We start from the raw sequence: 26,565 nt of genomic DNA on the forward strand, positions 1-26,565 counted from the left end.
GCGCGGACACGTGGTAGACACAGCCGGGTCACAGTTCCTGTCCGCCAGCAGGAGGTTGCACCCATGTCACGCACCACTGATGCGCGCACCACTGATGCACGACAGTCCGCGACACGACGTCAGATCCTCGCCCGCACCGGCGCCCTGGGGGTGGGGATCGCCTTCGCCGGGGAGCTGTCCGAGCTGTTCACCGGCTCGGCCGCCGCGCAGGGCCGCGCCGGATACGGCCCCCTCGTCGAGGACCCGGCCGGTCTGCTCGACCTCCCGAAGGGGTTCCGCTACAAGGTCCTGTCCCGTGAGGGCGACGAACTGCGCTCGCGCGAGGGCAAGGTGCCCAGCAACCACGACGGGATGGCCGCCTTCGCCGGAGAAAAAGGCCGGGTGCGTCTCGTGCGCAACCACGAGAACAGAGTCACCGGCCGCATCGCGGTTCCGACCGTCGAGGGGATCACGTACGACCCGATGGCCAAGGGCGGCTGTACGGCGCTCACGCTCGACCGGCACAACGAGGTCCTCGGCGAGCGGGTCGCCATCGCCGGCACCGCCGTCAACTGCGCCGGCGGGCCCACCCCGTGGGGCACCTGGCTGACCTGCGAGGAGACCGAGGACCGGGCCGGTACCAACGGCTACACCAAGGACCACGGCTTCATCTTCGAGGTCGACCCCGTCGACCCGCGCCGCTCGGGCGCCGTGCCGCTGACCGCGATGGGCCGCTTCCAGCACGAGGCGATCGCCGTCGACCCGCGGCGCGGCGTCGTCTACGAGACGGAGGACGCCTTCGACAAGCCGTTCGGCCTCTTCTACCGCTTCCTGCCCGACAGGCCACGCGGCGGCCTCGGCTCCCTGCGCGCGGGCGGCACGCTCCAGGCGATGCGGGTGCCGGGCGTGCCCGACCTGTCGGCGGTCCAGGAGACGGGGGCCACCTTCGGCGGCATCGAGTGGGTCGACGTACCCGACCCGCTGGCCGCCACCACGGCGATCCGCAACCAGGACTTCGGCCCGCGGGGCATCACCCACGCCCAGAAGCTGGAGGGCTGCTACTGGGGCGGGAGCTGCGTCTACTTCGTGTCGTCGTACGCGCGCAGCCGCGAGGGCTCGGCCGCCGACCACTTCGGCCAGATCTGGCGTTACGACCCCTCGTCCCGCCGTCTGACCCTGGTCGTCGTCTTCGGGCCCGGCACCGACGTCCAGCTGCCGGGCGAGGAACCGGACAACATCTGTCTGGCGCCCAGCGGCGGCCTGATGGTGTGCGAGGACGGCGAGGGGGCGCAGCACGTCTTCGGCGTGACCCGCAGGGGCGAGGTGTACCCGATGGCGCGCGGGCGGCAGAACATCGGGACGGCCGAGGAGCCCGCGTGGGGCGAGTTCGCCGGGGTCACCTTCGCGCCCGACGGGAAGACGATGTACGTGAACGTGTACACGCCCGGGACGACGTTCGCGGTGACCGGCCCCTGGCACGAGTAGCGGCGGCGCCGGGACCGACGCAGGATCGTAGGACCTGACCGGAAGGGGCGCGCGGTGGCGAAGGGCAAGAACAAGCAGGGCGGCAAGGGCGGTGCCGAGAAGGCGGCGCCCGCGCTGCGCGAGCTGCTGCGCGTCCCCGGGGGCGAGCGGGTGGACCTCTCGGCATACGACGCGGCCGCCACACCGGCGGGGCCGCGGGACAAGGCGTCGGGGATCGCGGCCACCGCGGAGCTCGGCGTGCGCCTGGCCGGGCTCCAGGAGCGGCTGTGGGCCGCGGGCTCGGCCGGCGACCGGCGCCGGGTCCTGCTGATCCTCCAGGGCATGGACACCAGCGGCAAGGGCGGCACGGTCAAGCACGTCATCGGCCAGTTCAACCCGTCGGGCTGCCGCATCAAGGCGTTCAAGGCCCCCACGAAGGAGGAGCTGAACCATCCCTTCCTGTGGCGCGTCGTCAAGGAGCTGCCGGAGCCGGGCGAGATCGGCATCTTCGACCGGTCCCAGTACGAGGACGTGCTCGTCGCCCGGGTGCGGGAGCTGGTGCCGCGCGCCGCGCTCGGGCGCCGCTACGGGCAGATCAACCGGTTCGAGAAGACCCTCGCCGACGACGGCGTCACCGTGATCAAGTGCTTCCTGCACATCTCGTACGAGCAGCAGAAGCGCCGCCTGCTCGAACGGCTCGACAACCCGGACAAGTACTGGAAGTTCAGCCCCGGCGACATCGAGGACCGCGCGCTGTGGCCCGCGTACCAGGAGGCGTACGAGATCGCGCTGGAGCGCTGCTCGACGGAGGCGGCGCCCTGGTTCGTGATCCCGGCGGACCGCAAGTGGTACCGCAACTGGGCGGTCAGCACGCTGCTCCTGGAGCATCTGGAGGCGCTCGATCCGCAGTACCCCAAGGCGGAGTTCGACGTGGCGGACTGCCGACGGCGGCTGCTGGCGATGGACTGACCGCACCGGGCGGGCCGGGAGAACCGGTCGCGGACATGTCCGCCGTGCCCCGTGGGCAGGGTGGCGATATGAATCAACCTTCCGCACAGTCATGGGAGTTCACGGACGACCGGGGGCACCTGGCGGCCTCGCTCGACACACCGGCGCGCGTCGTCGCCTACATACAGGCCGGGGCGAGCCTGTGGGATCTCGGGACACGGCCCGTGGGGATCTTCGGTTCGTACCACGACGGGGACAGCGCCGACCGGGCCAAGTCCGGCTCGCTGCCGCTCGGCGAGGTGCCGTATCTGGGGGCCGGGGCCGGGCTCGGCCTGGACGACGTGCTCGCGGTGCGGCCGGATCTGGTGGTCGCGCTCACCTACGGGGGCGGGCAGGTCTACGGGATCGAGCCCGACACGGCGAAGCATCTGGAGGAGCACGTCCCGGTCGTGGTGATCGACGTGGGACAGGGACGGACCCTCGCCGGGGTGCGGGAACGGTTCGCCGAACTCGGCAGATCGCTCGGCACGGCGGAGGGACCGGACGCGCTGGCCGCGCTGACCCGGGCGGAGTCCGGCCTGGCGGAGCTCGCGGCGTCCGCTCGGGGTACGGCCCGGGTGCTGGCGCTGTCGCCCGGCGGTCCGGACAGCGTCCATCTGGCGCGGCCCGGCAAGTGGCCCGACCTGAGCGCCCTGACGGGCCTCGGGGTGCACACCGTCGAGCCACCCGAGGGGCCCGGGGCCAACTGGCACACCGGAACCTGGGCCGACGCGGCCGAACTCGCCCCGGACGTCGTGCTCCTGGACGCCCGGGCGAACGCGGCGCCGTCCGCGGTGTACGCCGGTGACGCCCACTGGGCGGCCGTGGCCGAGCGGGCCGTCGTACTGCCGTGGAACCCGGAGACCCCGGCCAGCGCCACCGCGCACGCCGCGTTCTTCGAGCGGCTCGCCGAGGCCTTGCGCGGGGACGGCTGAGACAGGTTTCCGCTCTCGGGGTTCCGGGCACCCGCGCGGCAGTCCAGATGCCGTTGAGGGAGACGGAAATGGAGTGGTTGGACTGGGCCGCGTGCACCCACGAGGACCCGGAGCTGTTCTTCCCGGTCGGTTCGGCCGGGCCCGCCGTGCACGACGCCGAGGCGGCGAAGCAGATCTGCCGCCGATGTCCGGTCGTCACGGAATGCCTCGACTGGGCCGTGGCCACGGGGCAGACCAACGGAGTGTGGGGCGGCACCACGGAGCGGGAGCGGGCCCGGCTGATCAGAGCCGCGCGGCGGATGCGCGGCGGGCGGGAGGCCCGGGCCCGCTGACCGGGTGAGCCCACCGCGACGATGACCGAATAATCTCATTTACACAGTTATCGTCACGGCGTGATCAGCTACCGCTCCCTTCGCCGTGCCGTCCTGTCGTGCGCCATCGGCGCCCTCGCGCTCGGGGCCGCCGCCTGCTCGGGCGGTTCCGGACACGCGCCGCCGGGGCAGGCAGGGCGGCCCGCCGCGAGCCCGTCGGCCGCGGCGACACCGACCGGTCCGCCCCGCCTCGCCCCCGGCCCCTCGGGGCTCACCCCCGTCTTCAAGAGCGCCGAGCGGGCCCGGGGCTCCCGGGACGCGGCCGAGCGGACCGTCGCGCTCACCTTCGACGCCGACATGACCGCCGACCAGGGACCGCGGGCCGCCGCGGGCGAGCACTTCGACAACCCGCGGCTCATCTCCACGCTGCGCCGCCTGAAGGTCCCGGCGACCGTCTTCATGACCGGCCGCTGGGCCGAGGAGTACCCGGCCGAGGCGAAGGACATCGGCGGCGACCCGCTCTTCGAGGTCGCCAACCACTCGTACAGCCACTACGCGTTCACCGGCGACTGCTACGGCCTGCCGACCGTGCCGGCGACGGGGATGCGGGCGGACGTGGAGAAGGCGTTCACCGCGTTCCGCAAGGCCGGGGTGCGGCACGTCGTGCCGTACTTCCGCTTCCCGGGCGGCTGCTACGACAAGCGGGCGCTGAAGGCCCTCACCCCCGCCGGCGTCACGGCGATCCAGTGGGACGTGGTCAGCGGCGACGCGTTCGCGACGGACGCAGGAGCGGTGACCCGGCAGGTCCTCGACGGGGTGCGGCCGGGATCGGTGGTCGTGATGCACTGCACGCGCAGCGCCGCGCCGACGACGGAGCGCGTGGTGCGGGACGTGGTGCCGGCGCTGCGGGCGAAGGGCTACCGGTTCGTGCGGGTGTCGGAACTGGTGGGGGCCGCGGCCCGGAAGGCGTGACGCGCCGCCGTACGCTGGCCGTATGGCCGACTACTGCACCCCCGCCACCCGCCCCGCGGCGCCCGTCGAGGCCGAGGGACCGTTCGCCGAGTGCGTGCTGTGCCGCAAGCCCACGGAGCACCCGGAGTCCACGAAGGGCGCGACGCTGTGCCCGGTGTGCGAGTGGCAGGAGGCGCAGCGCGCCGCGTGCTCCGGCTAGCGGCGCGACGACAGGGAGCAGGCGGCGGCCGCGCAGACCGCCGCCAGTGCCGCGGCGCCCGCCAGCGGGAGCAGGGGTACGGGGATCACGCCGTCCTGCGAGCCCGTGATCAGGGAGCTCACCGCCGCGTTCGCCGGTGAGACCGGCGCGACCAGGGCGAGCACCGCGCACAGCAGCATCGAGGCCACCCCGAAGCCGGTGGAGCGCACCGCCGGCCAGGTGGTCAGCGCACCCGCCCCGGCGCCGACGAGCGCGCACACCAGCACGGCGAGGAACCCGGCTCCGGCCGCGGGCGGCACCGCCACCCTCGTCCGGTGGTCGGTGCTCGCGCCGTCGCTGATGAGCGCGACGACGGCGGTCGCGGCGGCGCCGATGACCACCGTCGCGAGGAACCCGGTGACCAGGCTCGCCAGGTGCGCGCGCCAGGGCGCGGTCGCGGCGGCCGTGCAACTCCGGGCGGCGGGCGGCTCGTTGGAGACGCACATCCGCACCAGCCAGGCCCCGACGGGCAGCAGCAGCGCGGCGGCGTACCCGAGCGAGTCGAGCACCGGCTGGCCCTGCTGCACGCCGACCGCGAGGGACGCCGCGTACAGGACGACCGGTGCGAGCCAGCGCTGCGAGCGCAGCAGCAGGCCGGACTGGTAGGAGAGGAGGGCGATGCTCATCGGCTCTCCGCGGGGTGTCGTACGGCGGTGATGTGCCAGGGCGGGCGGGCGTTCAGCAGCGTACGCAGGGCGGTGTCGGAGTGGGTGGCGGGCACGGTGAAGCGGACGGTGCGGTCGTCGAGGCGGGTGAGGGTGTGCGGGTGGGTCAGGCCGGGCGGGTCGCCGGTGCCGGTGGCGTCGATGACGACGGTGCCGCCCGAAGCCGACGGAGCGTCACTTTCCGCGGCGGGCAGCACGGTTGAGCCCTCGATGACGTACGTGATGTCCGCGGCTCCGGCGAGCCGGCGCGGGTCGTGGTCGACGAAGACGACGGCGCCGCCGGCCGCGGTGCGCTCGGCGACGGCCCGGTCCAGCTCCTCGCGCGCGGCGGTGTCGAGACCGGTCCACGCCTCGTCGAGGACGAGCAACTCCGGTGCGCAGAGCAGCGCTTGGGCGACGGCGACCTTCTGACTGCTGCCCTTGGAGAGCTCGCCGAGGGGCGTGTCCGCGTATCCCCCGGCACCGAACCGTGTCAGCCACTCCCCCGCCCGCCGCGCCGCCTCCGCCCGGCCGAGACCGTGGATGCGGCCCAGATGCGTGAGATAGCCGCGCGCGGTGAACGGCAGGGCGGCCGGGAAGCGTTCGGGTACGTACGCGGTGCGGGGGCGGCCGACGACCCGGCCCCGGCTGGGCGCGTCGATCCCGGCGACGAGCCGCAGCAGGGTCGACTTCCCCGTGCCGTTGGCTCCTCGGACGCGGACCAGGGACCCGGGCGGCACGGCGAGGTCGACGTCCCGCAGCACCCAGGGGCCGCGGAGCGCGTAGCGGCGGCCGGCGCGTTCGAGGGCGACGGTGGGCGTGGGGCGCATGGGGACATCGTCCCGCACGCCGGGTCCGGGCGGGGACGCGGCCGGGAGCGCGCCCGGCGGGCTGGCAGACTGGAGGGCGTGACCAGCGACGACACCGCCACCGACAGCCCTTTCCGGTCCGAGCCCACCGCGCGGGACGAGGCGCCGCAGTTCGTGCTGCCGCTCGTCGTGCGGATCGAGCGGGCCGCGCCGCCCGCCCGCACGGACGCGCTGGAGACGGCGGCCCGCGCCGTGCTGACGATCCTCTCGGACGAGCGTTCGCTCGGCGACGGCGAGTGGGCGCAGGCCATGAGCGACTGGCAGGACGCCCGGATCCGCAAGGTGGTGCGGCGGGCACGGGGCGCCGAGTGGCGGCGCGCCGAGGCGCTGGAGGGCATCACGGTGACCGGTGCCGGCGGGACCGAGGTGCGGGTCTTTCCGCCGGTCCCGCTCGACGGCTGGCCCAAGGACCTGGCCCGCCTCCAGGTCTCCGGCACGGATCTCGACGACCCCGAGCCGCCGCCCGCGCCGAGCGCGGCGGGGGTGACACTCTGGCTCAACCCGGAGCTGGACATGACCGCGGGCAAGGCCATGGCGCAGGCCGGGCACGGCGCCCAGCTCGCCTGGTGGGAGCTGCCGGAGGGGCGCCGCAAGGAGTGGCGCGAGGCGGGCTTCCCGCTGACGGTGCGGGTGTGCGAGGACCGGGACCGCTGGGCGGCGCTGACCCGCGCCGGGCTGCCGGTGGTGCGCGACGCCGGGTTCACGGAGATCGCGCCGGGCTCGTGCACCGTCGTCGCCGAGGGCCCCCGGGACGGCAGCTGGTCGCCGGAGCTCGGGCACGCGTGACGCACGCGTGACGCATGGGGAGCGCAGGGCCGACCGCCTCGAACGCGGCCCGAGCGGACCCGAGCCGACCCTGGTGGTCCGCCTCGAACGCGAGCTAATCGGACCCTGGCGGTCCGGCCCGTGGAGGCCTAGCATCGAAGGATGCAGTGTCCGCATCGGCTGAGATGCGGAGCAGCGGGTGGAGCCGGCCGGGGAGGCCCCCGGTCCGTTCGCACCACGCCCCCGAGACCCCGGGTTCCTTCCGTCCGCCGTACCCCGAGCGGCCGGGGGCGTTCACGCCGTCGTTCGGCCCCGGCCTCTCGTCCTTGTCGACTCTTTCGGGGTGGTCTCCCGCCCGCCCCGGCCGACGAGGACGGTGAGCACGCGAGCCGCGCAGGGGGAGGCGCAGGTTCCCGTGTTCCAGGGCCGCCGCCGATGCCGGCTCAGCCGCCGGCGGCGGCCGCTCGGCGCCCTCGCGGAACCTCAAATGTTCCTCTGAACGTCTCTCCCCGTGGGTTCGGCCGGACGCGCCGGGGCCATGACACCTGGACAGCGTCGGCGCGGAGGAGGGGGACGGACATGCGGCAGCTTCCGCGGCTGGGGACCGGTATCGGGTGGCGGCCGGAGATCGCCGAAGTGGTCGAGGCGATGCCCGGGATCGACTGGGTCGAGACCGTCGCCGAGAACGTGTGCCCCGGCCATCTGCCGGACTCGCTGGTGCGGCTGCGCGAGCGGGGTGTGACCGTCGTGCCGCACGGGGTGTCGCTGGGGCTCGGCGGCGCCGAGCGGCCCGACGCGGGGCGGCTCGCCGACCTCGCGGCGCGCGCCGAGGCGCTCGGGGCACCACTGGTCACCGAACACATCGCGTTCGTCAGGGCGGGCGGCGAGCGCACCGCGTCGCCGCTGCTCGAGGCCGGGCATCTGCTGCCGGTGCCGCGCACCCGGGACGCGCTCGACGTGCTGTGCGAGAACGTCCGGATCGCGCAGGACGCCCTGCCGGTGCCGCTCGCGGTGGAGAACATCGCGGCGCTGTTCGGCTGGCCGGGCGAGGAGATGTCCGAGGGGCAGTTCCTGTACGAGCTGGTGGAGCGCACCGGCGTCCGGCTGCTGATCGACGTGGCGAACCTGCACACGAACCACGTCAACCGGGGCGAGGACCCGGCCAAGGCGCTGGACGAGCTGCCCGTCGAGGCGATCGCCTACGTGCATGTGGCGGGCGGCTTCGAGCGGGACGGGGTGTGGCACGACAGCCACGCCCACCCGGTGCCGCGGCCGGTGCTGGACATCCTGGCGGATCTGGCCTCCCGGGTGACACCGCCGGGCGTGCTGCTCGAACGGGACGAGAACTTCCCCGAGGACCCCGCAGAGCTGGGGCGCGAGGTGGAGACGATCCGGGCCACGGTGCGGGCTGCGGGCGGTCCCGCACCGGCCGCCACGGCGGACGCGCCGGTCCCGGCCGTGACCGGGGCCGGCGAGGGCGTACGGGCACGAGTGGCCCTCGCCCAGACCGCGCTGCTCTCCGCACTGGTCGCGGGCACCCCGGCGCCGGAGGGCTTCGACCGGGTCCGGCTGGGCGTGCAGAGCCGGGCGCTGGCGGGCAAGCGGGCCGACGTCGTCGCCAAGGTGGCGCCCGAACTGCCGGTGATCCTGGGCGCGTCGGCATACCGGACGGCGTTCCTCGCCTACGCGGCGCGGCGGCCGATGACCGACGGCTACCGGCGCGACGCGCTGGACTTCGCCGAGGACCTGCTCCTGGAGCAGCGGGTCCCGCAGGCCGGCCCGCGCCGGGAGCTGACCGCCTGGTGGCTGGAGCGGTCCGGCCCCGCGCCGCTGGCGGGGCGTCCTGTGGCGAGGGCGCTGCGGGCCGCGCGGTTCGCACTGCGCAGGGGCTGACCGTCGTCCGGGCGCGCCCCAGGGGTCCGGAGGGTGCGGTCCGCGTGCCCCGGCCGGGTACGCACCGGGTCGGAGCGCGCGGGCCCGCACAACCCCCGCGTCCCGTACGGCGGCTGGCGTAGTCCGCGCGGATGCCCGGCACCCGGTGCCGGGGGCGCACTAGCGTGCGGTGCCGCACCAGGAGGCACCATGCGACTGCTCTCGCCGACCCGCGGCACCCGTACCGGCCCCCGTATCGACGGGACGGCGCTCATCATCACCGGACTGCTGGCCACTCTGGCCGCGCTCGCCTTCCCCATCTGGTCCTACGCGGACCGGTCGGCCACCGGCCTGGACACGCTCGACGCGCAGACGGTGCCGACCCGGTTCGGCCCGCTGTCGGCGACCGACCGGCTCTTCCTCACCAAGGTGCGGCTCGCCGGGCTGTGGGAGCTGCCCGCCGGACAGCAGGCCGAGGAGCGGGCCCCGAGCAAGGCGATCGAGACGGCGGGCGAGCACCTGGTCGAGGGCCACACGTTCCTGGACGCGCGGGTGCGGGAGGTCGCGGCGCGGCTCCACCTCGAACTGCCCAACCAGCCCGACGCCCAGCAGCGGGGCTGGCTGCGGACGCTGACCGCGGCGAAGGGCCTGGACTACGAGCGCACGTTCGCCAACATCCTGCGGGGCGCCCACGGCCAGGTCTTCGCGCTCGTCGCCCAGGTGCGCGCCCAGACCCGCAACACGCTCGTACGGGAGCTCGCGGACGACGCCAACACCACGGTCCTGGACCACATGAAGGTCCTGGAGGCGACGGGGCTGGTCGACTTCGACACGCTGGCGCGGAACGCGGCCACCGCGAGCCCGCCGCCCGGGACCCGCTCCCCCGCGCCGCCCGGCCCGACCGCGTCCCCGGACCCGGCGACGCCGGTCACCCCGTCGCCGACGTTCTCGCTGCCGCCCGCGGCGTCCAGCCCGGCGGCCGGGCGATGAGTGTCCGCATGGTGAATATGCCGTAGCGGAGACCCGAACCCCTGTCATAGAAACACCACATGTTCTGGGTCCTGTTCCTCCTCCTGGCCTGCGCGGCCGCCGCCGTCTCCTGCGGACGGCTGTGCCTCGCGGCCGTGCGCGCCGCCGAGGGCGAGCGCGCCGGAGGCACCGCGCACACCGCCGCGCACGTCCCGCCGGACCGCGAACTGTCCCTGTACGAGACGGCGTTCCTGTCCGGCGGGCCGGTGCGGGTCGTGGACGTGACGCTGGTGTCGATGGCGCGCGGCCGCCGGCTGCTGCTCGCGCACACCGGCTGGGCGACGGTCGTCGACCCGGTGGGCGCGGACGCCATGGAGCGCTCCGTGGTCGGCGCGATCGGGCCCGGCGGGCAGTCCCGGACGGCGCCGCTGCGTGCCGCCACCGCCACGGGCGACACGGTGCGCGCCCTGGCCGACGGGCTCGTCGCGGCGGGCCTCGCGGTCCCGGAGGCCGCCCGTTCGGCGATCACGGGAGCGGTGCGGCAGGTGCGGGCGGCGGCCGTCGCGGTGATCGTGCTCGGCGCGCTCGCGACGTTCACCCCGGGCGAGGGCGCCGAGGCGCAGCGGACCCCGGTGGCGCTCTGGTTCGCGCTGCCGCTGCTGCTCACCCTGAGCTGTCTGGCCATCGCCCGGATCGAGATCCACCCGTACACGCGCTGGGCCTCGCCGGTCGGGCAGCGGCTGCTCGCCGCGCGGTCGGCGGCCGCGGGAAGCCTGTTCGCGGTCGCTCTGCGCGGGCTGCGCGCGGTGGACGATCCGCAGGTGCGGGCCGCGCTCTCCGAATGAGCGGCGGCCCCGGGCCGACGCATCGGGGTCATTGATCCGACACCGGCGAACCGGTGCTTTACATCACCAACCGCCGCACGAAGTATCCGCGTATGAGACACGCGTTGCGAGCCACGTTCGTCCTCTGCGCCGCCGCGGGGACGCTGGTCCTGTCCGCGCCGGCCGCCGCCCCCGTGTCCCCCGCCTCCCCCGTCCCGCTCCCCGGCCCCGCCGCCGCGCCGGAACAGGCCGGTGTGGCGGTCGCCGCCGCGCGGGCCGCCGTCGAGGGCATCACCTGGGGAGCCTGCCCGGCGGTGGAGGACCTGGACGATCCGGTGCGCTGCGGCACCGTCTCCGTCCCCCTCGACTACGCCCGGCCGGCCGGCCGGCAGATCGAGCTGACGGTCAGCCGGGTGGCCGCGCGCGGCAAGAAGAGCGAGCGGCAGGGCGCGTTCGTGTTCAACCCGGGCGGCCCCGGCGGCAACGGCATGTACTTCCCGCTGGCCGGCGTGATGCCGGAGTGGAAGCGCATCGGCGCGGCCTACGACCTGATCGGGTACGCGCCGCGCGGGGTGGGCCGGTCCGCGCCGCTCTCCTGCCAGGACCCGAAGCACTTCACGAAGGCGCCGACCCAGGCGCCGACGCACCCTTCGGCCTCGTACAAGAAGGAGCGCGTCGCGCAGGCCAGGTCGTACGCGGCGGGCTGCGCGAAGAACCCGGGGATCGAGCACTACACGACGCTCGCCAACGCCCGTGACCTGGACGTGCTGCGGGCCGCGCTGGGCGAGCCGAAGCTGACGTACATGGGCGCCTCGTACGGGTCGTACATCGGCGCCGTGTACGCGCGGCTGTTCCCCTCGCACGTGCGCCGGATGGTCTTCGACTCGGCGGTCGACCCGGACCCGCAGCAGATCTGGTACCGGAACAACCTGGAGCAGTCGGCGGCGTTCGAGCGCCGCTGGAACGACTTCCGGACGTGGGTCGCCAAGCACGACAGGACGTACCGCCTGGGGGCGACGCCCGAGGAGGTGCTGCGCTCGTACGAGAAGGTGCGCGCGGAGCTCGCGCACGAGCCGGCCGGCGGCAAGGTCGGCCCCGGGCAGTTGCAGTCGGCGTTCCTCCAGGCCGGGTACTACGACGACTACTGGCCGATGCGGGCGGCCGCGCTGTCCGCGTATCTGAAGGGCGACCCGAAGCCGCTGATCGGCCAGGCCACGCCGCCGTCGGGGGCGCGCGCCGAGCAGGAGAACGAGAACGGCACCGCCGTCTACACGGCCGTCGAGTGCAACGACGCGCCCTGGCCCACGGACTTCCGCGTCTGGGACCGGGACAACACGGCGCTGGCGAGGAAGGCGCCGTTCGAGACCTGGGACAACGCGTGGATGAACCTGCCCTGCGCGTACTGGTCGACGCCGCGGCAGCGGCCGGTCGATGTGCGCACGGCGCCCGGTGAGCTGCCGCCGACGCTGATCCTGGCCGCCGAGCGGGACGCGGCGACGCCGTACACGGGCGCGCGGGAGCTGAACCGGCGGATCGCCGGATCGGTGCTCGTGACCGAGCGGGACGCCGGGACGCACGGGATCGGCGGCGGCGCCAACGCCTGCGTCAACGGCTACTTCGACGCGTATGTACTGGAGGGCCGGGTGCCGGAGCGGCGCGGGGTGTCCTGCGCGGCCCACGCGGAGCCGACGCCGCTCCGTTAGAGCCCCTCCGCCGAAGGGGCTGAGGTCACGGGGCTCTGCCCCGGACCCCGCTCCTCAATCGCCGGAGGGGCTTGACTGTGCTTAGGCGAGCCCTGCCACCAGTTCGGCGACCGACTTACGGCGCCCCGTGTAGAACGGCACCTCTTCACGGACGTGCCGCCGTGCCTCGGAGGCGCGCAGGTGACGCATCAGGTCGACGATGCGGTACAGCTCGTCGGCCTCGAAGGCGAGGATCCACTCGTAGTCGCCGAGCGAGAACGAGGCGACCGTGTTGGCCCGCACGTCGGGGTAGCCGCGCGCCATCTTGCCGTGGTCGGCGAGCATCTTGCGGCGCTCGTCGTCGGGCAGCAGGTACCAGTCGTAGGAGCGCACGAACGGGTACACCGACACGTAGTCGCGCGGCGTCTCGTCGGCGAGGAACGCCGGGATGTGCGAGCGGTTGAACTCGGCGGGGCGGTGCAGCGCCATGTTCGACCAGACCGGCTCCAGGGCGCGGCCCAGCTTCGTGCGGCGGAAGAGGTTGTACGCCTCCTGCAGCTCGTCGGCCGTCTCCGCGTGCCACCAGATCATGAGGTCGGCGTCGGCGCGCAGGCCCGACACGTCGTACGTGCCACGGACCGTGATGTCCTTCGCCGCGAGCTGGTCGAACAGCTCCTGGACCTCTTCGGCGTACCCGGCCCGCCCGGTGCCCTCGGGGAGGACGTCCTTCAGCTTGAAGACCGACCAGAGCGTGTAGCGGATGGTCTCGTTGAGATCCTTCGCCAACTTGCCCTTGTTCGGGATGCGGGCTGCCGCCGCGTCGGGGGTGGTGTTCTCGTCGCTCATGTCCCTCATTCTCCCGCGCCGCCGTGCAGGCTCTGCACCGGGTGGGCCTTCAGCTCCTCGCGGGCGGCGAGGTCCCCGCACACCTCGTCCACGGCCGCGTTCGCGCTCGCGATGCACGCCGGGATGCCGACGCCGTCGTACGCGGCACCGCACACGGCGACACCGGGCAGCCGTCCGATGTGCTCGCGGACGCGGGTGACGCGGTCGGCGTGGCCGACCGGGTACTGGGGCAGGCCGTCCTGCCAGCGCGTGACGTGCGCGTCGACGGGGGTGGCGGTCAGACCGACGGCCTCACGCAGGTCGTGGCGGGCGATGCCGACGAGGTCGGCGTCGTCGCGGGTGAGGTCCTTGTCGTCGCCGTACCGGCCCACGGAGGTCCGCACGATGCGCAGATCGGGGTTCGCCTCGGCGATCCAGCCCCACTTGTGGGAGGCGAAGGTGGCGGCCTTGATGGTGCGGCCGTCGACCGGGGGGACGAGGAAGCCGCTGCCCGGCGGGAGGTCGGCCTCGCTCGTGCGGTAGGCCAGGGTGATCAGGGCCATGCTCGCGTACTCGATCGCCCTCAGCTCCTGGGCGGCGTTCGGGGACGCGGTGCGCAGGACGCCGGCCGCCGCGGGGGCCGGGAGGGCGATGATCACTCGGGGGGCTTGGTAGGTGCGGCCCGATTCGGTGACCAGTCGCCACAGGGGGGTGCGCCTGTCGGTCGGGTGCGCGTCGTTCGTGGTGGCCCGCACCGTTCCCCGCGCGCCCAGCTGGACCGCGCGTTCGCCGAGAACGATCTCGCCGCCCTTTTCGCGGACCGACCTCGCCACCGCTTCCGGGAGGGTGCCGACGCCGCCCTCGATGCCCATGAAGACCGGGGCGGGCCGGTCGGCGGGCTGGGGGGTGCGGGCCTGGATCGCGCGGACGGCCGCCGTCAGGGACGTGTGGCGGCGGGCCTCCTCGAAGAGCTGCGGGACGGCGCTGCGCAGCGAGATGCGGTAGGCGTCGCCCGCGTACACGCCGCCGAGGAGCGGTTCGACGAGGCGGTCGACGACCTCGCGGCCGAGGCGCGCCGCGACGTAACTGCCGACGGCGACGTCGTCGCCGATCGGGGTGGGCGGGAGGTCCGCGTCCTGCGCGATGCGGGCGAGGCCCTCGTCGGAGAGGACACCGGCGAGCGCGTCGGCGGTGCCGGGGACGCCCATGACATGGCCCTTGGGCATGGGGCGCAGCGCGTCGCGGGTCCAGATCGAGGCGGTCGCGGTCGACGGCGGCTGGAGCCGGTCCCCGAGTCCGGCCTCCCTCGCGAGTCCCACGGCCTCGGGGCGGCGGGCCAGCATCGACTCGGCGCCGAGGTCGACGCGCGCGCCGGCGATCTCGCCCGCGCGCAGTTTGCCGCCGAGCCGGTCGGAGCTCTCCAGGACCGTGACCCGGACACCGGGATCCCGGTCGAGCAATCGGTGGGCGGCCGCCAGGCCCGTGATGCCGCCCCCGACCACCAGGACGTCCCTGACGGTCTCTGTTTCCGTACGTGTGTCCGCTTCGCGCATGTCTCCCACTCTCTCAGAACGGACGGCCGTCTCCGCCGAGTCCCGACCGTTACCGGTTCGCCGCCGCCCGGCAATCACCGAATGGCGCACTCGCGCGTCAAAGGAAGCGTCCGACGACCGGCGTTTCTCTGGGGGTACGTCCATGCAGGCATCCGGCACGACCACGCCGCGGCGGGCGCCGCGCCTTCTCGCTCCGCTGCTGCTCGCCGCGGCCCTGGCGCTGACCGGCTGCTCGGGTGCGGACTCGACCTCCGGCGGGGACAACGCCAAGTCCGGCGCGCGGGCCGACTCCGCGGGCGGGGGGAACGACGCGGACTCGCAGGCCACGGGCGGCGGGGCGGCCCGCTCCGGCAGTGAGGGCTCGGCGAACGACGGCGCCGCGAAGGAGACGAAGCCGCCGAAGCTGACCGGCACCCACATCATCCGCACCGCCTCCCTGTCGGTCCGGGTCAAGGACGTGCCGGACGCGCTCGACGCGGCGCGTGCCGCCACCGAGAACGCGGGCGGCTACGTCGGCGACGAGGAGACCGACCGCGACGGCCACGGGCGCGAGCGCACCCGGGTCACGCTGCGGGTTCCGCAGGGGTCGTACGAGAAGGTGATCGGCCGACTCGCGGGTACAGGACGCCTGTTGTCCCGCAACCAGAGCGCCCAGGACGTCACCGACCAGGTCGTGGACGTGGACAGCCGGGTCGCGTCGCAGCGGGCCAGCGTGGCGCGCGTGCGGGAACTCATGGACAAGGCCACGAGGTTGAGCGACGTCGTGGCGCTGGAGGGCGAGCTGAGCAGCCGCGAGTCCGCGCTGGAGTCGCTGCTCGCGCAGCAGGCGTCCCTGAAGGACCGCACGACGATGGCGACGATCACGCTGAAGCTGACCGAGGCGCCGGCGAAGACGGGCGGCGGGGACGACGACGGCCCCGGGTTCCTCGACGCGCTGGCGGGCGGCTGGGGCGCCTTCGTGGCGTTCCTGAGGTGGGTCGTGATCGTCCTCGCGGCCGTGCTGCCGTTCGCGGCCCTGGTGGCGCTGCTGGTGCTGGTGTGGCTGCGGGTGGTCCGGCCCCGGCTGCCGAAGCGGCCCGCGCCGGAGCCGCTGCGCACGGCGGTCGGCCCGCTGCCCGCGCACCCTCGCTCCGACACGGGTGAGCAGGACTGACGTGGGTGATCCACGTAGCGTGGGCCCATGACTGCTGAGCGACTTGTGGTGATCGGCGGCGACGCGGCGGGCCTGTCCGCCGCGTCCCAGGCACGCCGCCTCCGGAGCCCGGAGGAGCTGGAGATCGTGGCGTTCGAGCGGGGGCACTTCAGCTCGTACTCGGCCTGCGGGATCCCGTACTGGGTGGGCGGACAGGTCGGCGAGCGCGACGAGTTGATCGCGCGGTCGCCCGAGGAGCACCGGGCCCGCGACATCGATCTGCGGATGCGGACCGAGGTGGTGGAGCTGGACGTCCGGGAACGCCGGGTGCGCTCCCGCGACCTCGACAGCGGGGCCGAGTCCTGGACGCCGTACGACAAGCTCGTGATCGCGACGGGCGCCCGGCCGGTCCGTCCCGAGCTGCCCGGCATCGACGCGGCCGGGGTGCACGGGGTGCAGACGCTCGACGACGGGCAGGCGCTGCTCGACACGCTCCGGGCGACGCCGGGGCGCCGGGCCGTGGTCGTCGGCGCCGGGTACATCGGGGTCGAGATGGCCGAGGCGCTGCTCAACCGGGGCTACGAGGTGACCGTGGTCAACCGGGGCGCCGAGCCGATGTCCACGCTCGACCCCGACATGGGCCGCCTGGTGCACGAGGCGATGACCGGCATGGGCATCACCATGGTCGACGACGCCGAGGTGACGGAGATCCGCACCGGGGACGACGGGCGGGTGCGGGCCGTGGTCACGCGGGACGCCGAGTTCCCCGCCGACGTCGTGGTCCTGGGCATCGGAGTGCGCCCCGAGACGACGCTGGCGCGGGCCGCGGGGCTGCCGCTCGGCGAACACGGCGGCCTGCTCACGGACTTGGCGATGCGGGTGCGGGGGTCCGCGGCGGGCGGGGTCGTCTGGGCGGGCGGCGACTGCGTCGAGGTGCTCGACCTGGTGTCGCGGCGCGAGCGGCACATCGCGCTGGGCACGCACGCGAACAAGCACGGTCAGGTCATCGGGTCGAACGTGGGCGGCGGGTACGCCACGTTCCCGGGTGTCGTCGGCACGGCCGTCAGCAAGGTGTGCGAGCTGGAGATCGCCAGGACCGGGCTGCGCGAGAAGGACGCCGACCGGGCCGGGTTGCAGTACGTGACGGTCACCATCGAGTCGACGAGCCGGGCGGGCTACTACCCGGGGGCCGCGCCGATGACGGTCAAGATGCTGGCCGAGCGGCGCACCGGGCGGCTGCTCGGGGTGCAGATCGTGGGCCGGGAGGGCGCCGCGAAGCGGGTCGACGTGGCGGCGGTCGCGCTGACCGCCGGGATGACGGTGGAACAGATGACGGCGCTCGACCTGGGCTACGCACCGCCGTTCTCCCCGGTGTGGGACCCGGTCCTGGTGGCGGCGCGCAAGGCGGTGACGGCGGTGCGCGCGGGCGGCTAGCGCCCGCGCGTCCGTCGCGACCTAGCGGGCGGTCTGCGTGTGGACGTAGTCCACGAGGCGGGTCAGGGCCTCGGGGTCCGTGGTCGGCAGGACGCCGTGGCCGAGGTTGAACACGTGGCCCTCCAGGCCGGCCGCGGAGTCCAGGACCTCGCGCGCCTTCTCCTCGACCGCCTCGGGGGTGGAGAAGAGGATCGCCGGGTCGATGTTGCCCTGGAGCGCCTTGCCGGGGCCGACGCGGCGCGCGGCCTCGTCGAGCGGGACGCGCCAGTCCACGCCGACGACGTCCGCGCCGGCCTCGCCCATCAGGCCGAGCAGCTCACCGGTGCCGACACCGAAGTGGATGCGCGGCACGCCGTAGGGCTCCACCGCGCGGAACACCTTCTCGGAGGCGGGCATCACCGAGCGGCGGTAGTCCGCCGGGGAGAGCGCGCCGACCCACGAGTCGAAGAGCTGCACGGCGCTCGCGCCGGCCTCGATCTGCACCTTCAGGAACGCGGAGGTGATCTCGGCGAGCCGGTCCAGCAGGTCGGCCCACAGCTGGGGCTCGCCGTACATGAGGGCCTTGGTGTTCTCGTGGTTGCGGGACGGGCCGCCCTCCACGAGATAGCTGGCGAGGGTGAACGGCGCGCCGGCGAAACCGATGAGCGGCGTACCGCCCAGCTCGGCGGTGAGCAGGCCGATGGCCTCGGTGACGTAGGAGACGTCGTCGGGGGTCAGGTCGCGCAGCTGGGCCAGGTCGGCGCGGCTGCGGATCGGGTTGGCGACGACCGGGCCGACACCGGGCTTGATGTCGAGGTCGATGCCGATGGCCTTGAGCGGGACGACGATGTCGCTGAAGTAGATGGCCGCGTCGACCTTGTGGCGGCGCACCGGCTGCATCGTGATCTCGGCGACCAGCTCGGGCCGCGTGCACGACTCCAGCATCGGGATGCCCTCACGGACCTTGAGGTACTCGGGCAGCGACCGGCCCGCCTGCCGCATGAACCACACCGGGGTGTGCGGCACCGGCTCGCGCCTGCATGCCTTCAGAAAAGCTGAATCCTTGACTGCGTCGGTCGTCGCTGACGGCTGCTGGCCCGTGGCCTCGGTGTTGGCACTCACACGAGAGAGTTTCGCACGCTCGCGCGTCACCCCGGGAACGGCGTCCGCGACGGGTGTCCCTACCCGCGCCGGGCCTCCGTTCCCCTTAACCTTCCCGGCATGGCCGCGGCCGGCGACCACGCGGACGACGCCGACAGAATGAGTGAATCAGTGAGGGACGGGCAGAACGCTCGGGACATGAACGCTGCACAGAAGAAGGACGACACGGCGCCCGCTGCCCCTCCTGCCTTTCGCACGGCGGTCGACGCCCTGCGCGTCGCACGGCTGCGCCCGGAGATCGAGATCGACCCCACGCGCCCGCCCCAGCGCCTGGCCCCCTTCGCGTACGCGCTGGAGGCGGCGGTCGTCGAGCCGGGCCCCGACTCGGACGACGCGGAGGCACTGGCCGACGGCCGTCTGGTGCTGCTGCACGATCCAGGGGGGCACGAGGCATGGCACGGCACGTTCCGCCTGGTGACCCTGGTCCGCGCGGAGCTGGAGCCGGAGATGGCGGCCGATCCCCTGCTGCCGGACGTGTGCTGGTCGTGGCTGACCGGCGCGCTCCGGGCGAGGGGGCTCTCCTACGGGGAGCCGTCGGGCACGGTCACCCGGGCGAGCTCGCACTACTTCGGCGGGATCGGCGACCGGCCCGCCGCCTCACAGATCGAGATCCGCGCGTCGTGGACGCCGCGCGAGGGGCGGGGCGGGGTGCCGGACACGGCGGCGCACCTGGCCGCGTGGTGCGAGCTGCTGTGCCAGCTCGCCGGGCTGCCGCCGGCGCCGGCCGGTCCGCAGGGCGGTGACGGCGGCGCGGTCGTGACGCTGCCGCAGCGCAGGGGTCCCCAGACACACTGATTCGAGGGGCGGTTTTCGGCCGCATAGGCCGTACCGCCCCTCTCGCATGTCCGCTGTCCGGGGGAATCGATTCGGTTCGATCTTCGGATGATCGATCGCCTGTCCGAATTGGGTGAATTGTTACTCACCAAATCGTGATCTTTCTCTAAAGGCGGGCGGGTTTGCTGCCGAAGACCTCAGTGACCTTGAAAGCACGGTTCGTCCCGGCTTCATCCCCGAGCCGGCCCCGTCCCGCACCCCAGGAGGCCTGGTGTCCGTTCTCCTCGAGCAGCCCTCAAGCCTGGTCGCCTACCGCCCGAACAAGCCGACCGCGATGGTCGTCGTGGCCGATCCGCGCGTACGCTCCACCGTCACCCGCCATCTGTGGGCGCTCGGAGTACGCGATGTGATCGAGGCCTCGTCCGTCGCAGAGGCTCGTCCCCGCATCGGCAACCCCCGTGACATCTGTGTCGCCGACGTCCACCTGCCCGACGGGTCCGGACTGACGCTTCTCTCCGAAACCCGCGCCGCGGGCTGGCCCAACGGCCTCGCCCTCTCCGCCGCCGACGACATCGGCGCCGTACGCAATGCCCTGGCGGGCGGCGTGAAGGGCTATGTCGTCACCGGTACCCGTACCAACGTCGGCATGCCGACCCGTCCCGGTGCCGCTCCGATCGGCTCAGCCGCCGCCCGGATGCACCGCCGCCCCCCGGGTGCCCCGAGCCACCCGGGCGGCTACCGCGAGCTCTCCGGCCGTGAGGTCGAGGTGCTCCGGCTCGTCGCCGAGGGTCAGTCGAACAAGGCCATCGGAGTCTCGATGGGCCTGTCCGCCCTGACCGTCAAGAGCCACCTCGCCCGGATCGCCCGCAAGCTCGGCACGGGTGACCGCGCCGGGATGGTGGCGGTCGCCCTCCGGACCGGAATCATTCACTGAACCTCCGCTTTCGCCAGCTGGCCGGATCTTTCCGGTTTACGCACCTTGGGCGCCCGTCGACGGAACGTTCCGTCGACGGGCGCCGTCCGTTCACAGATACCCTTGACAGGTGACCGACGCCCAAGAAACCGCAGCAGACAGCTCACTGCGCACCACCGGAGCCCCGCGGCAGCAGCCGCAGACGCACCCGGCTCCGGACACCGACGTCACTGCTGACGGGGCACCGGTCCCCCTGCTCGAACCCCGCGAGGGCATCCCTCCGGTGATCGCCGACCCGTCCGCGCTGGCCGATGTCGTCGCGGCCTTCGCCCGTGGCACCGGCCCGGTGGCCGTCGACGCCGAGCGCGCGTCCGGGTACCGGTACGGGCAGCGCGCCTATCTGGTGCAGCTGCGCCGCGAGGGCGCGGGCACCGCGCTCATCGACCCCGTCGGCTGCCCCGACCTCTCCGCCCTCGGCGACGCGCTCGCCGACGCCGAGTGGGATCTGCACGCCGCCACCCAGGACCTGCCGTGCCTGCGCGAAATAGGCATGCGCCCCTCGCGGCTCTTCGACACCGAGCTGGCCGGGCGGCTCGCCGGGTTCCCGCGCGTGGGCCTGGGCGCCATGGTCGAGAACGTTCTCGGCTATGTCCTGGAGAAAGGACACTCCGCCGTCGACTGGTCGACGCGGCCGCTGCCCGAGCCCTGGCTGCGCTACGCCGCGCTCGACGTGGAGCTCCTCGTCGACCTGCGGGACGCCCTGGAGAAGGAGCTAGACCGGCAGGGCAAGCTCGAATGGGCCCACGAGGAGTTCGACGCGATCGCCTCGGCGCCGCCCGCGCCGCCGCGCAAGGACCCGTGGCGGCGGACCTCCGGCATGCACAAGGTGCGGCGCCGCCGGCAGATGGCCGTCGTACGGGAGCTGTGGACCGCGCGGGACAAGGTCGCCCAGCGGCGCGACGTCTCGCCGGGCAAGGTGCTCGGTGACGGAGCGATCGTCGAGGCCGCGCTGGCGCTGCCGCTGAACGTGCAGGCCATGTCCGCGCTGTCCGGGTTCGGGCACCGGATGGGCCGGCGTCAGCTGGAGCAGTGGCAGGCCGCCGTCGACCGGGCCCGGGAGCTGCCCGAGTCCGAGCTGCCGCAGCCCGGGCAGCCGGTCGCCGGGCCGCCGCCGCCGCGCGCCTGGGCCGACAAGGACCCGGCCGCCGCGGCCCGGCTGTCCGCGGCGAGGGCCGGGGTGACGGCGCTGGCCGAGACGCTGAACATGCCGCAGGAGAACCTGATCACGCCGGACACCGTGCGGCGGGTGTGCTGGGAGCCGCCGTCCTCGGTGGACGCCGAGTCTGTTGCGGCGGCGCTGGCGGGTCATGGTGCCCGGCGCTGGCAGATCGAGCAGGTGACCCCGGGGCTGGTCGCGGCCCTGTCCACCGCGCACGCCTGATCCGTCGTCGGCCGCGGCTCTCGTCGTGGCTGGTCGCGCAGTTCCCCGCGCCCCTGAAGCGAGCTTCGCTCGCCCAGGGGCGCGGGCATGCGCACCCGAAAGACGGGCTCCCGCGGATGTGACGTTCGCCGCTCCGGGCGAGGGGGCTGGGCAGCATGGTTACCCGCAAGTAGCATGAAGGGGTGAGCGCGCGCTCAGTCGCGCGCCGCGGCAGTGCCGTCCCGCATCTTGGAGGAGAGCCATCGTGCCTCGTACCGTCAGGGACGTCGTCTTCGTCGACGGCGTCCGCACCCCGTTCGGCAAGGCGGGCCCGAAGGGCATCTACCACGAGACCCGCGCCGACGACCTCGTCGTGAAGTCCATCCGGGAGCTGCTGCGCCGCAACCCGAACCTGGACCCGGCCAAGATCGACGAGGTCGCCATCGCCGCGACCACGCAGATCGGCGACCAGGGCCTGACCCTGGGCCGCACGGCGGGCATCCTGGCGGGGCTGCCGCAGTCGGTCCCGGGCTACTCCATCGACCGTATGTGCGCCGGTGCGCTCACGGCGGTCACCAGCACGGCCGGCTCCATCGCGTTCGGCGCGTACGACGCCGTCATCGCCGGTGGCGTCGAGCACATGGGCCGCCACCCCATGGGCGAGGGCGTCGACCCGAACCCGCGCTTCGTCAGCGAGAAGCTGGTCGACGAGTCCGCCCTGTTCATGGGCATGACCGCCGAGAACCTGCACGACCGCTACCCGCACATCACCAAGCAGCGCGCCGACGAGTACGCCGTGCGCTCGCAGGAGAAGGCGGCGAAGGCGTACGCGAACGGCAAGATCCAGCAGGATCTGGTGCCGATCTCGGTGCGCAACACCAACGCCGAGGTGGGCGAGACCGGTTGGGGTCTCGTGACGTCGGACGAGCCGATGCGCCCGGGGACCACCCTGGAGAACCTCGCCGGGCTCAAGACGCCGTTCCGCACCCACGGCCGGGTCACCGCCGGTAACGCCGCCGGTCTGAACGACGGTGCCACCGCGTCGCTGCTCGCGAGCGAGGACTTCGCCCGCGAGAACAACCTCCCGGTCAAGATGCGCCTCGTCAGCTACGCCTTCGTCGGCGTGGAGCCGGAGGTCATGGGCTACGGCCCGATCCCGGCGACGGAGAAGGCCCTCGCCAAGGCGGGCCTGTCGATCGACGACATCGGCCTGTTCGAGATCAACGAGGCGTTCGCCGTCCAGGTGCTCGCCCTGCTCGACCACTACGGCATCGCCGACGACGACCCGCGCGTCAACCAGTACGGCGGCGCCATCGCCTTCGGTCACCCGCTGGCCTCGTCCGGCGTACGCCTGATGACCCAGCTGGCCCGGCAGTTCGAGGAGCAGCCGGAAGTCCGCTACGGCATCACCACCATGTGCGTCGGCTTCGGCATGGGCGCGACGGTCATCTGGGAAAACCCGCACTTCGAGGGGGACAAGTGAGCACCACCGCTGAGCTTTTGAAGGGTGCGGCCGAGCTGTTCCCCGGTGAGGTCGTGACCTCCGCGCACGTACGCCACCTGGAACTGCCGTACGGCGCCGGCCGGTTCGCGCTGATCACGCTGGACAACGGCTTCGACCACACCAAGCCGACCACCTTCGGCCCGGGCTCGCTGGCGAACCTGAACGTCGCCATCGACCAGGTCGAGAAGGAGGCGGCCGACGGCGACATCGTCGGTGTCGGTATCACCGGCAAGCCCTTCATCTTCGCGGTCGGCGCCGACCTCAAGGGCGTCGAGCTGCTGAAGAACCACGACGACGCGCTCGCCATCGGCAAGGGCGGCCACGAGGTCTTCAAGCGCCTCTCGGGCCTGGCCGTGCCGACGTTCGCGTACTACAACGGTGCCGCGATGGGCGGTGGCGTCGAGGTCGGTCTGCACTGCGCGTACCGCACCGTCTCCAAGGCGCTCCCCGCGTTCTCGCTGCCCGAGGTCTTCCTCGGTCTCGTCCCCGGCTGGGGCGGCTGCGCGCTGCTGCCGAACCTGATCGGCGCGGACCGCGCGGTCTCGGTGATCATCGAGAACTCGCTCAACCAGAACAAGCAGCTCAACGGCAAGAAGGTGCACGAGCTGGGGATCGCCGACGCGATCTTCGAGGGCGCCGACTTCCTGGAGCAGTCGCTGATCTGGACCGCCCAGGTCCTGAAGGGCGACGTCAAGGTCGAGCGTCCGGACGTCGACCGCGGTGAGGCCTGGGACCAGGCCGTCGCGCGCGGCCGGTTCATCGCCGACTCCAAGGTGCACGGCGCGGCCCCGGCCGCGTACCGCGCGCTGGAGATCATCGCCGCCGCGAAGAGCGGGGACCTCCAGGCCGGGTTCGACGCCGAGGACAAGGCCCTCGCGGACCTCATCATGGGCGGCGAACTGCGCGCCGGCATCTACTCGTTCAACCTGGTGCAGAAGCGCGGCAAGCGTCCCGCCGGTGCGCCGGACAAGTCGCTCGCGCGTCCCGTCACCAAGGTGGGTGTCGTCGGTGCGGGCCTCATGGCCTCGCAGCTCGCCCTGCTCTTCCTGCGCCGCCTCGAGGTGCCGGTCGTGCTGACCGACATCGACCAGGAGCGCGTCGACAAGGGCGTGGGCTACGTCCACGCCGAGATCGAGAAGCTGCTCGGCAAGGGCCGCATCAACCAGGACAAGGCCAACCGCCTGAAGGCCCTCGTCTCCGGTGTGCTCGACAAGGCGGAGGGCTTCTCCGACGCCGACTTCGTCATCGAGGCCGTCTTCGAGGAGATCGGCGTCAAGCAGCAGGTGTTCGCCGAGGTCGAGGCCGTCGTCCCGGCGCACGCGATCCTCGCCACGAACACCTCGTCGCTGTCGATCACCGAGATGGCGTCGAAGCTGAAGCACCCCGAGCGGGTCGTCGGCTTCCACTTCTTCAACCCGGTCGCGATCCTCCCGCTCCTGGAGATCGTGCGCGGCGAGCAGACGGACGACGCGGCGCTGGCCACGGCGTTCGGTGTCGCCAAGAAGCTGAAGAAGACCGCGGTGCTCGTGAAGGACGCCCCGGCGTTCGTCGTGAACCGCATCCTGACCCGCTTCATGGGCGAGATCCAGAACGTCATCGACGAGGGCACGCCGGTCGAGGTCGCCGAGAAGGCCGTCGAGCCGCTCGGTCTGCCGATGTCGCCGCTGGTGCTTCTGGAGCTGGTCGGCCCGGCCATCGGTCTGCACGTCTCGGAGACCCTGAACCGCGCCTTCCCGGAGCGCTTCACGGTGTCCCCGAACCTGGCCGCCGTCGTCAAGGCCGGCAAGCGCGGCTTCTACGTGTACGACTCCGGGAAGCCGGAGCTGGACCCCGAGGTCGCCGCGCTCCTCAAGCAGGGCGACGTCGTCCTGACCGAGGAGCAGGTCCGCGACCGCGTGCTCGACGCCGTCGCCCAGGAGATCGGGCTCATGCTCGACGAGGGTGTCGTCGCCGAGGCGCAGGACATCGACCTGTGCCTGATCACCGGTGCGGGGTGGCCCTTCCACCTGGGCGGCATCACGCCGTACCTGGACCGTGAGGGTGTCTCGCAGCGGGTGAACGGCAAGCCGTTCCTGGAGGCCGGGGTGGCTTCCGTCCCGGCGTAGCACGGAGTTTCGTCGGTGGCCGTTCCCCTGTGCGTAGGGGGGCGGCCATCGTCGTTTTCGTCCGCGGCTCTCGTCGTGGCTGGTCGCGCAGTTCCCCGCGCCCCTGAAAGGCGTGCTCCGCTCGCTTCAGGGGCGCGGGGAACTGCGCGAGAAGCGGCCACCGGCCGTCAGCCGCGTACGAAGCGGAAAGGTCCTGCCCGGTAGCCGAAGTCAGAACGCCTGACGCCAGGCTTCCAGCGCCAGCCCCGGCTCGTTCTTGCGGCGGGTGAGGAACAGGCGGGCCGGAGCGCCCGGGACATGCGCGGCGGCGACCACCCGGCCGTCGGCGTCCTCGGTCAGGGCGAGGCGGGCGTCCGGCGGCAGCGGGGCGCCCGACTCCGTCCACCAGGCCCCCGCGCTCTCGACCTCCGTCGGATACGCGGCGAACGCGATCCGGCCGTTCCGGGACCGCTGGGCCAGAAGAGTGCAGTCCACGTCGTCGAGGCGGCAGCGGACCGCCGTGACGGGGCCGTCGCCCGCCGCGTCCAGAACCAGGACCGGGTCGGCGTCACCGCGCCACGCGCACAGGCCGCCGTCCCCGTTCACGTAGAAGAGCGTGGTGTGTTCCGGCGAGGTGGCGAGGGCCCACAAGGTGTCGGGGCCGGGCGCCGCCGTCTGGACCTCCTCGTCCAGGACCGGGACCCCGCCCGGCTTCTCCTGGCGCCAGCGCAGTAGCCCGTCCGAGGTGGCCGCGTACAGCTCGATCAGGCCCGACTCCCCTGTCACCGCCGCGGGTTCGCCGCGTACGTCCGAGCCCTTGAGGTCGCGCCACGGCTCCCAGCCGCCCTTCTCGGCCTGCGCGCGCATGCTGATCCCGCCGCCGTTGTTGCGGACGAGGACGTGGGCGCGGCCCTGCGCGTCGACGGCGACGGCGGGCGGTCCCGTGCGGTCGCCCTTCTTGTTCGGGTGGCCGATGGGCGTCCAGTCGAGGGCCGCGAGACGCGACTGGAAGTGGGTCGTGTGGACCAGACCGGATTCGCCGGGGACGGTGGGGCGCCAGGAGACCAGGTGTGCGTAGCCCTTCGCGCTGCGCGCCACGGCGAAGGACGGATGGACGTGCTGGTCGCCGCCGACCGTGCGCGGGGGTGACCAGGGACCGCCGGGGTGGATCTCGGCACGGCAGACGATCGCGTCGCCCTCGGAGGCGCACGCGTAGACGCAGAGGCCGCCGTCGCGGCCACGGATCAGCCAGGTGCCCTTCACACTGTCAGCTTA

At 73.4% G+C, this 26,565-nt stretch carries 24 protein-coding genes; 18 read left to right on the forward strand and 6 right to left on the reverse strand.

The genetic code is table 11. The annotated features are described in order from the left end of the window. The first annotated feature begins 63 nt into the window (after nucleotides 1–63). From ABZ930_RS15540 to ABZ930_RS15565, 6 genes are all read left to right on the forward strand, one after another. Complete coding sequence (locus tag ABZ930_RS15540) at nucleotides 64–1,464, forward strand: alkaline phosphatase PhoX (protein ID WP_361547402.1); 1,401 nt, start codon at nucleotides 64–66, stop codon at nucleotides 1,462–1,464. 54 nt (nucleotides 1,465–1,518) lie between these two features. Beyond that, the gene (locus ABZ930_RS15545; RefSeq protein WP_361547405.1) at nucleotides 1,519–2,412 is read left to right on the forward strand and encodes a polyphosphate kinase 2 family protein; all 894 of its coding nucleotides are present in this window, start codon (nucleotides 1,519–1,521) and stop codon (nucleotides 2,410–2,412) included. Between the two features lie 68 nt (nucleotides 2,413–2,480). After that, the gene (locus ABZ930_RS15550; RefSeq protein WP_361547408.1) at nucleotides 2,481–3,365 is read left to right on the forward strand and encodes an ABC transporter substrate-binding protein; all 885 of its coding nucleotides are present in this window, start codon (nucleotides 2,481–2,483) and stop codon (nucleotides 3,363–3,365) included. A gap of 68 nt (nucleotides 3,366–3,433) precedes the next feature. Next, the gene (locus ABZ930_RS15555) at nucleotides 3,434–3,697 is read left to right on the forward strand and encodes a WhiB family transcriptional regulator (protein ID WP_361547411.1); all 264 of its coding nucleotides are present in this window, start codon (nucleotides 3,434–3,436) and stop codon (nucleotides 3,695–3,697) included. Between the two features lie 60 nt (nucleotides 3,698–3,757). Continuing rightward, nucleotides 3,758–4,648, forward strand: coding sequence for a polysaccharide deacetylase family protein (locus tag ABZ930_RS15560; RefSeq protein ID WP_361547414.1), 891 nt, complete (start codon nucleotides 3,758–3,760; stop codon nucleotides 4,646–4,648). Nucleotides 4,649–4,670: 22 nt separating this feature from the next. Beyond that, entirely contained in the window at nucleotides 4,671–4,847 is a 177-nt protein-coding gene (locus ABZ930_RS15565; protein WP_361547417.1) for a hypothetical protein, read from the forward strand. Here the strand turns inward: ABZ930_RS15565 and ABZ930_RS15570 are convergent. Both ABZ930_RS15570 and ABZ930_RS15575 read right to left on the reverse strand, forming a co-directional pair. Then, complete coding sequence (locus tag ABZ930_RS15570) at nucleotides 4,844–5,512, reverse strand: ABC transporter (protein ID WP_361547420.1); 669 nt, start codon at nucleotides 5,510–5,512, stop codon at nucleotides 4,844–4,846. The two genes, ABZ930_RS15565 and ABZ930_RS15570, sit on opposite strands and share 4 nt — an antisense overlap. After that, a complete protein-coding gene (locus ABZ930_RS15575) occupies nucleotides 5,509–6,360 on the reverse strand; it encodes an ATP-binding cassette domain-containing protein (protein WP_361547423.1) in 852 nt (283 codons plus the stop codon). The genes ABZ930_RS15570 and ABZ930_RS15575 overlap by 4 nt, the downstream gene beginning before the upstream one ends. 78 nt (nucleotides 6,361–6,438) lie before the next feature. On the opposite strand from ABZ930_RS15575, the gene ABZ930_RS15580 reads away from it, so the two are divergent. The 5 genes from ABZ930_RS15580 (at nucleotide 6,439) to ABZ930_RS15600 (ending at nucleotide 12,532) form a co-directional block, all read left to right on the forward strand. Next, the gene (locus ABZ930_RS15580; RefSeq protein ID WP_361547426.1) at nucleotides 6,439–7,185 is read left to right on the forward strand and encodes a peptidyl-tRNA hydrolase; all 747 of its coding nucleotides are present in this window, start codon (nucleotides 6,439–6,441) and stop codon (nucleotides 7,183–7,185) included. A 558-nt stretch (nucleotides 7,186–7,743) separates the two neighbouring features. After that, on the forward strand, nucleotides 7,744–9,057 hold the full coding sequence (locus ABZ930_RS15585; protein ID WP_361547429.1) for a DUF692 domain-containing protein: 1,314 nt from the start codon (nucleotides 7,744–7,746) through the stop codon (nucleotides 9,055–9,057). A gap of 189 nt (nucleotides 9,058–9,246) precedes the next feature. Beyond that, nucleotides 9,247–10,026 carry a DUF4142 domain-containing protein gene (locus ABZ930_RS15590; RefSeq protein ID WP_361547432.1) on the forward strand — a complete coding sequence of 260 codons (780 nt, stop codon included), beginning with the start codon at nucleotides 9,247–9,249 and terminating at the stop codon, nucleotides 10,024–10,026. A 59-nt stretch (nucleotides 10,027–10,085) separates the two neighbouring features. Next, a complete protein-coding gene (locus ABZ930_RS15595; protein WP_361547435.1) occupies nucleotides 10,086–10,850 on the forward strand; it encodes a TIGR04222 domain-containing membrane protein in 765 nt (254 codons plus the stop codon). A gap of 92 nt (nucleotides 10,851–10,942) precedes the next feature. Then, a complete protein-coding gene (locus tag ABZ930_RS15600) occupies nucleotides 10,943–12,532 on the forward strand; it encodes an alpha/beta hydrolase (RefSeq protein WP_361547437.1) in 1,590 nt (529 codons plus the stop codon). Between the two features lie 81 nt (nucleotides 12,533–12,613). On the opposite strand, the gene hemQ is transcribed toward ABZ930_RS15600, so the two are convergent. Next, entirely contained in the window at nucleotides 12,614–13,357 is a 744-nt protein-coding gene (gene hemQ / locus ABZ930_RS15605) for a hydrogen peroxide-dependent heme synthase (protein WP_361547440.1), read from the reverse strand. Between the two features lie 5 nt (nucleotides 13,358–13,362). Beyond that, the gene (hemG, locus tag ABZ930_RS15610) at nucleotides 13,363–14,889 is read right to left on the reverse strand and encodes a protoporphyrinogen oxidase (protein ID WP_361547443.1); all 1,527 of its coding nucleotides are present in this window, start codon (nucleotides 14,887–14,889) and stop codon (nucleotides 13,363–13,365) included. A gap of 142 nt (nucleotides 14,890–15,031) precedes the next feature. On the opposite strand from hemG, the gene ABZ930_RS15615 reads away from it, so the two are divergent. Together ABZ930_RS15615 and ABZ930_RS15620 are read left to right on the forward strand one after the other, a co-directional pair. Next, complete coding sequence (locus ABZ930_RS15615) at nucleotides 15,032–16,042, forward strand: DUF4349 domain-containing protein (protein WP_361547446.1); 1,011 nt, start codon at nucleotides 15,032–15,034, stop codon at nucleotides 16,040–16,042. A 27-nt stretch (nucleotides 16,043–16,069) separates the two neighbouring features. Continuing rightward, a complete protein-coding gene (locus ABZ930_RS15620; protein ID WP_361547449.1) occupies nucleotides 16,070–17,455 on the forward strand; it encodes an FAD-dependent oxidoreductase in 1,386 nt (461 codons plus the stop codon). A 21-nt stretch (nucleotides 17,456–17,476) separates the two neighbouring features. Here ABZ930_RS15620 and hemE read toward each other — a convergent pair whose 3' ends face one another. Continuing rightward, the gene (gene hemE, locus ABZ930_RS15625) at nucleotides 17,477–18,556 is read right to left on the reverse strand and encodes a uroporphyrinogen decarboxylase (RefSeq protein ID WP_361547452.1); all 1,080 of its coding nucleotides are present in this window, start codon (nucleotides 18,554–18,556) and stop codon (nucleotides 17,477–17,479) included. A gap of 177 nt (nucleotides 18,557–18,733) precedes the next feature. Here hemE and ABZ930_RS15630 point away from each other — a divergent pair, with 177 nt between their 5' ends. The 5 genes from ABZ930_RS15630 to ABZ930_RS15650 all read left to right on the forward strand — a co-directional run bounded on the left by ABZ930_RS15630 (nucleotide 18,734) and on the right by ABZ930_RS15650 (nucleotide 25,311). Then, on the forward strand, nucleotides 18,734–19,390 hold the full coding sequence (locus tag ABZ930_RS15630; protein WP_361547455.1) for a DUF3000 domain-containing protein: 657 nt from the start codon (nucleotides 18,734–18,736) through the stop codon (nucleotides 19,388–19,390). Nucleotides 19,391–19,640: 250 nt separating this feature from the next. Beyond that, complete coding sequence (locus tag ABZ930_RS15635; protein ID WP_188336336.1) at nucleotides 19,641–20,303, forward strand: response regulator transcription factor; 663 nt, start codon at nucleotides 19,641–19,643, stop codon at nucleotides 20,301–20,303. A gap of 109 nt (nucleotides 20,304–20,412) precedes the next feature. Continuing rightward, nucleotides 20,413–21,723: a ribonuclease D gene (locus ABZ930_RS15640; RefSeq protein WP_361547458.1), complete on the forward strand. Its 1,311-nt coding sequence runs from the start codon at nucleotides 20,413–20,415 to the stop codon at nucleotides 21,721–21,723. A 244-nt stretch (nucleotides 21,724–21,967) separates the two neighbouring features. Then, on the forward strand, nucleotides 21,968–23,185 hold the full coding sequence (locus ABZ930_RS15645) for an acetyl-CoA C-acyltransferase (protein WP_361547461.1): 1,218 nt from the start codon (nucleotides 21,968–21,970) through the stop codon (nucleotides 23,183–23,185). Then, nucleotides 23,182–25,311: a 3-hydroxyacyl-CoA dehydrogenase NAD-binding domain-containing protein gene (locus ABZ930_RS15650; protein WP_361547464.1), complete on the forward strand. Its 2,130-nt coding sequence runs from the start codon at nucleotides 23,182–23,184 to the stop codon at nucleotides 25,309–25,311. The genes ABZ930_RS15645 and ABZ930_RS15650 overlap by 4 nt, the downstream gene beginning before the upstream one ends. A 210-nt stretch (nucleotides 25,312–25,521) precedes the next feature. Here the strand turns inward: ABZ930_RS15650 and ABZ930_RS15655 are convergent, their stop codons facing one another. After that, nucleotides 25,522–26,553 (reverse strand): hypothetical protein, encoded by a 1,032-nt coding sequence (locus ABZ930_RS15655; protein WP_361547467.1) that lies wholly within the window; start codon nucleotides 26,551–26,553, stop codon nucleotides 25,522–25,524. Nucleotides 26,554–26,565: the final 12 nt, after the last annotated feature.

The organism is Streptomyces sp. NPDC046716 (assembly GCF_040645755.1).
Classification (GTDB): domain Bacteria; phylum Actinomycetota; class Actinomycetes; order Streptomycetales; family Streptomycetaceae; genus Streptomyces.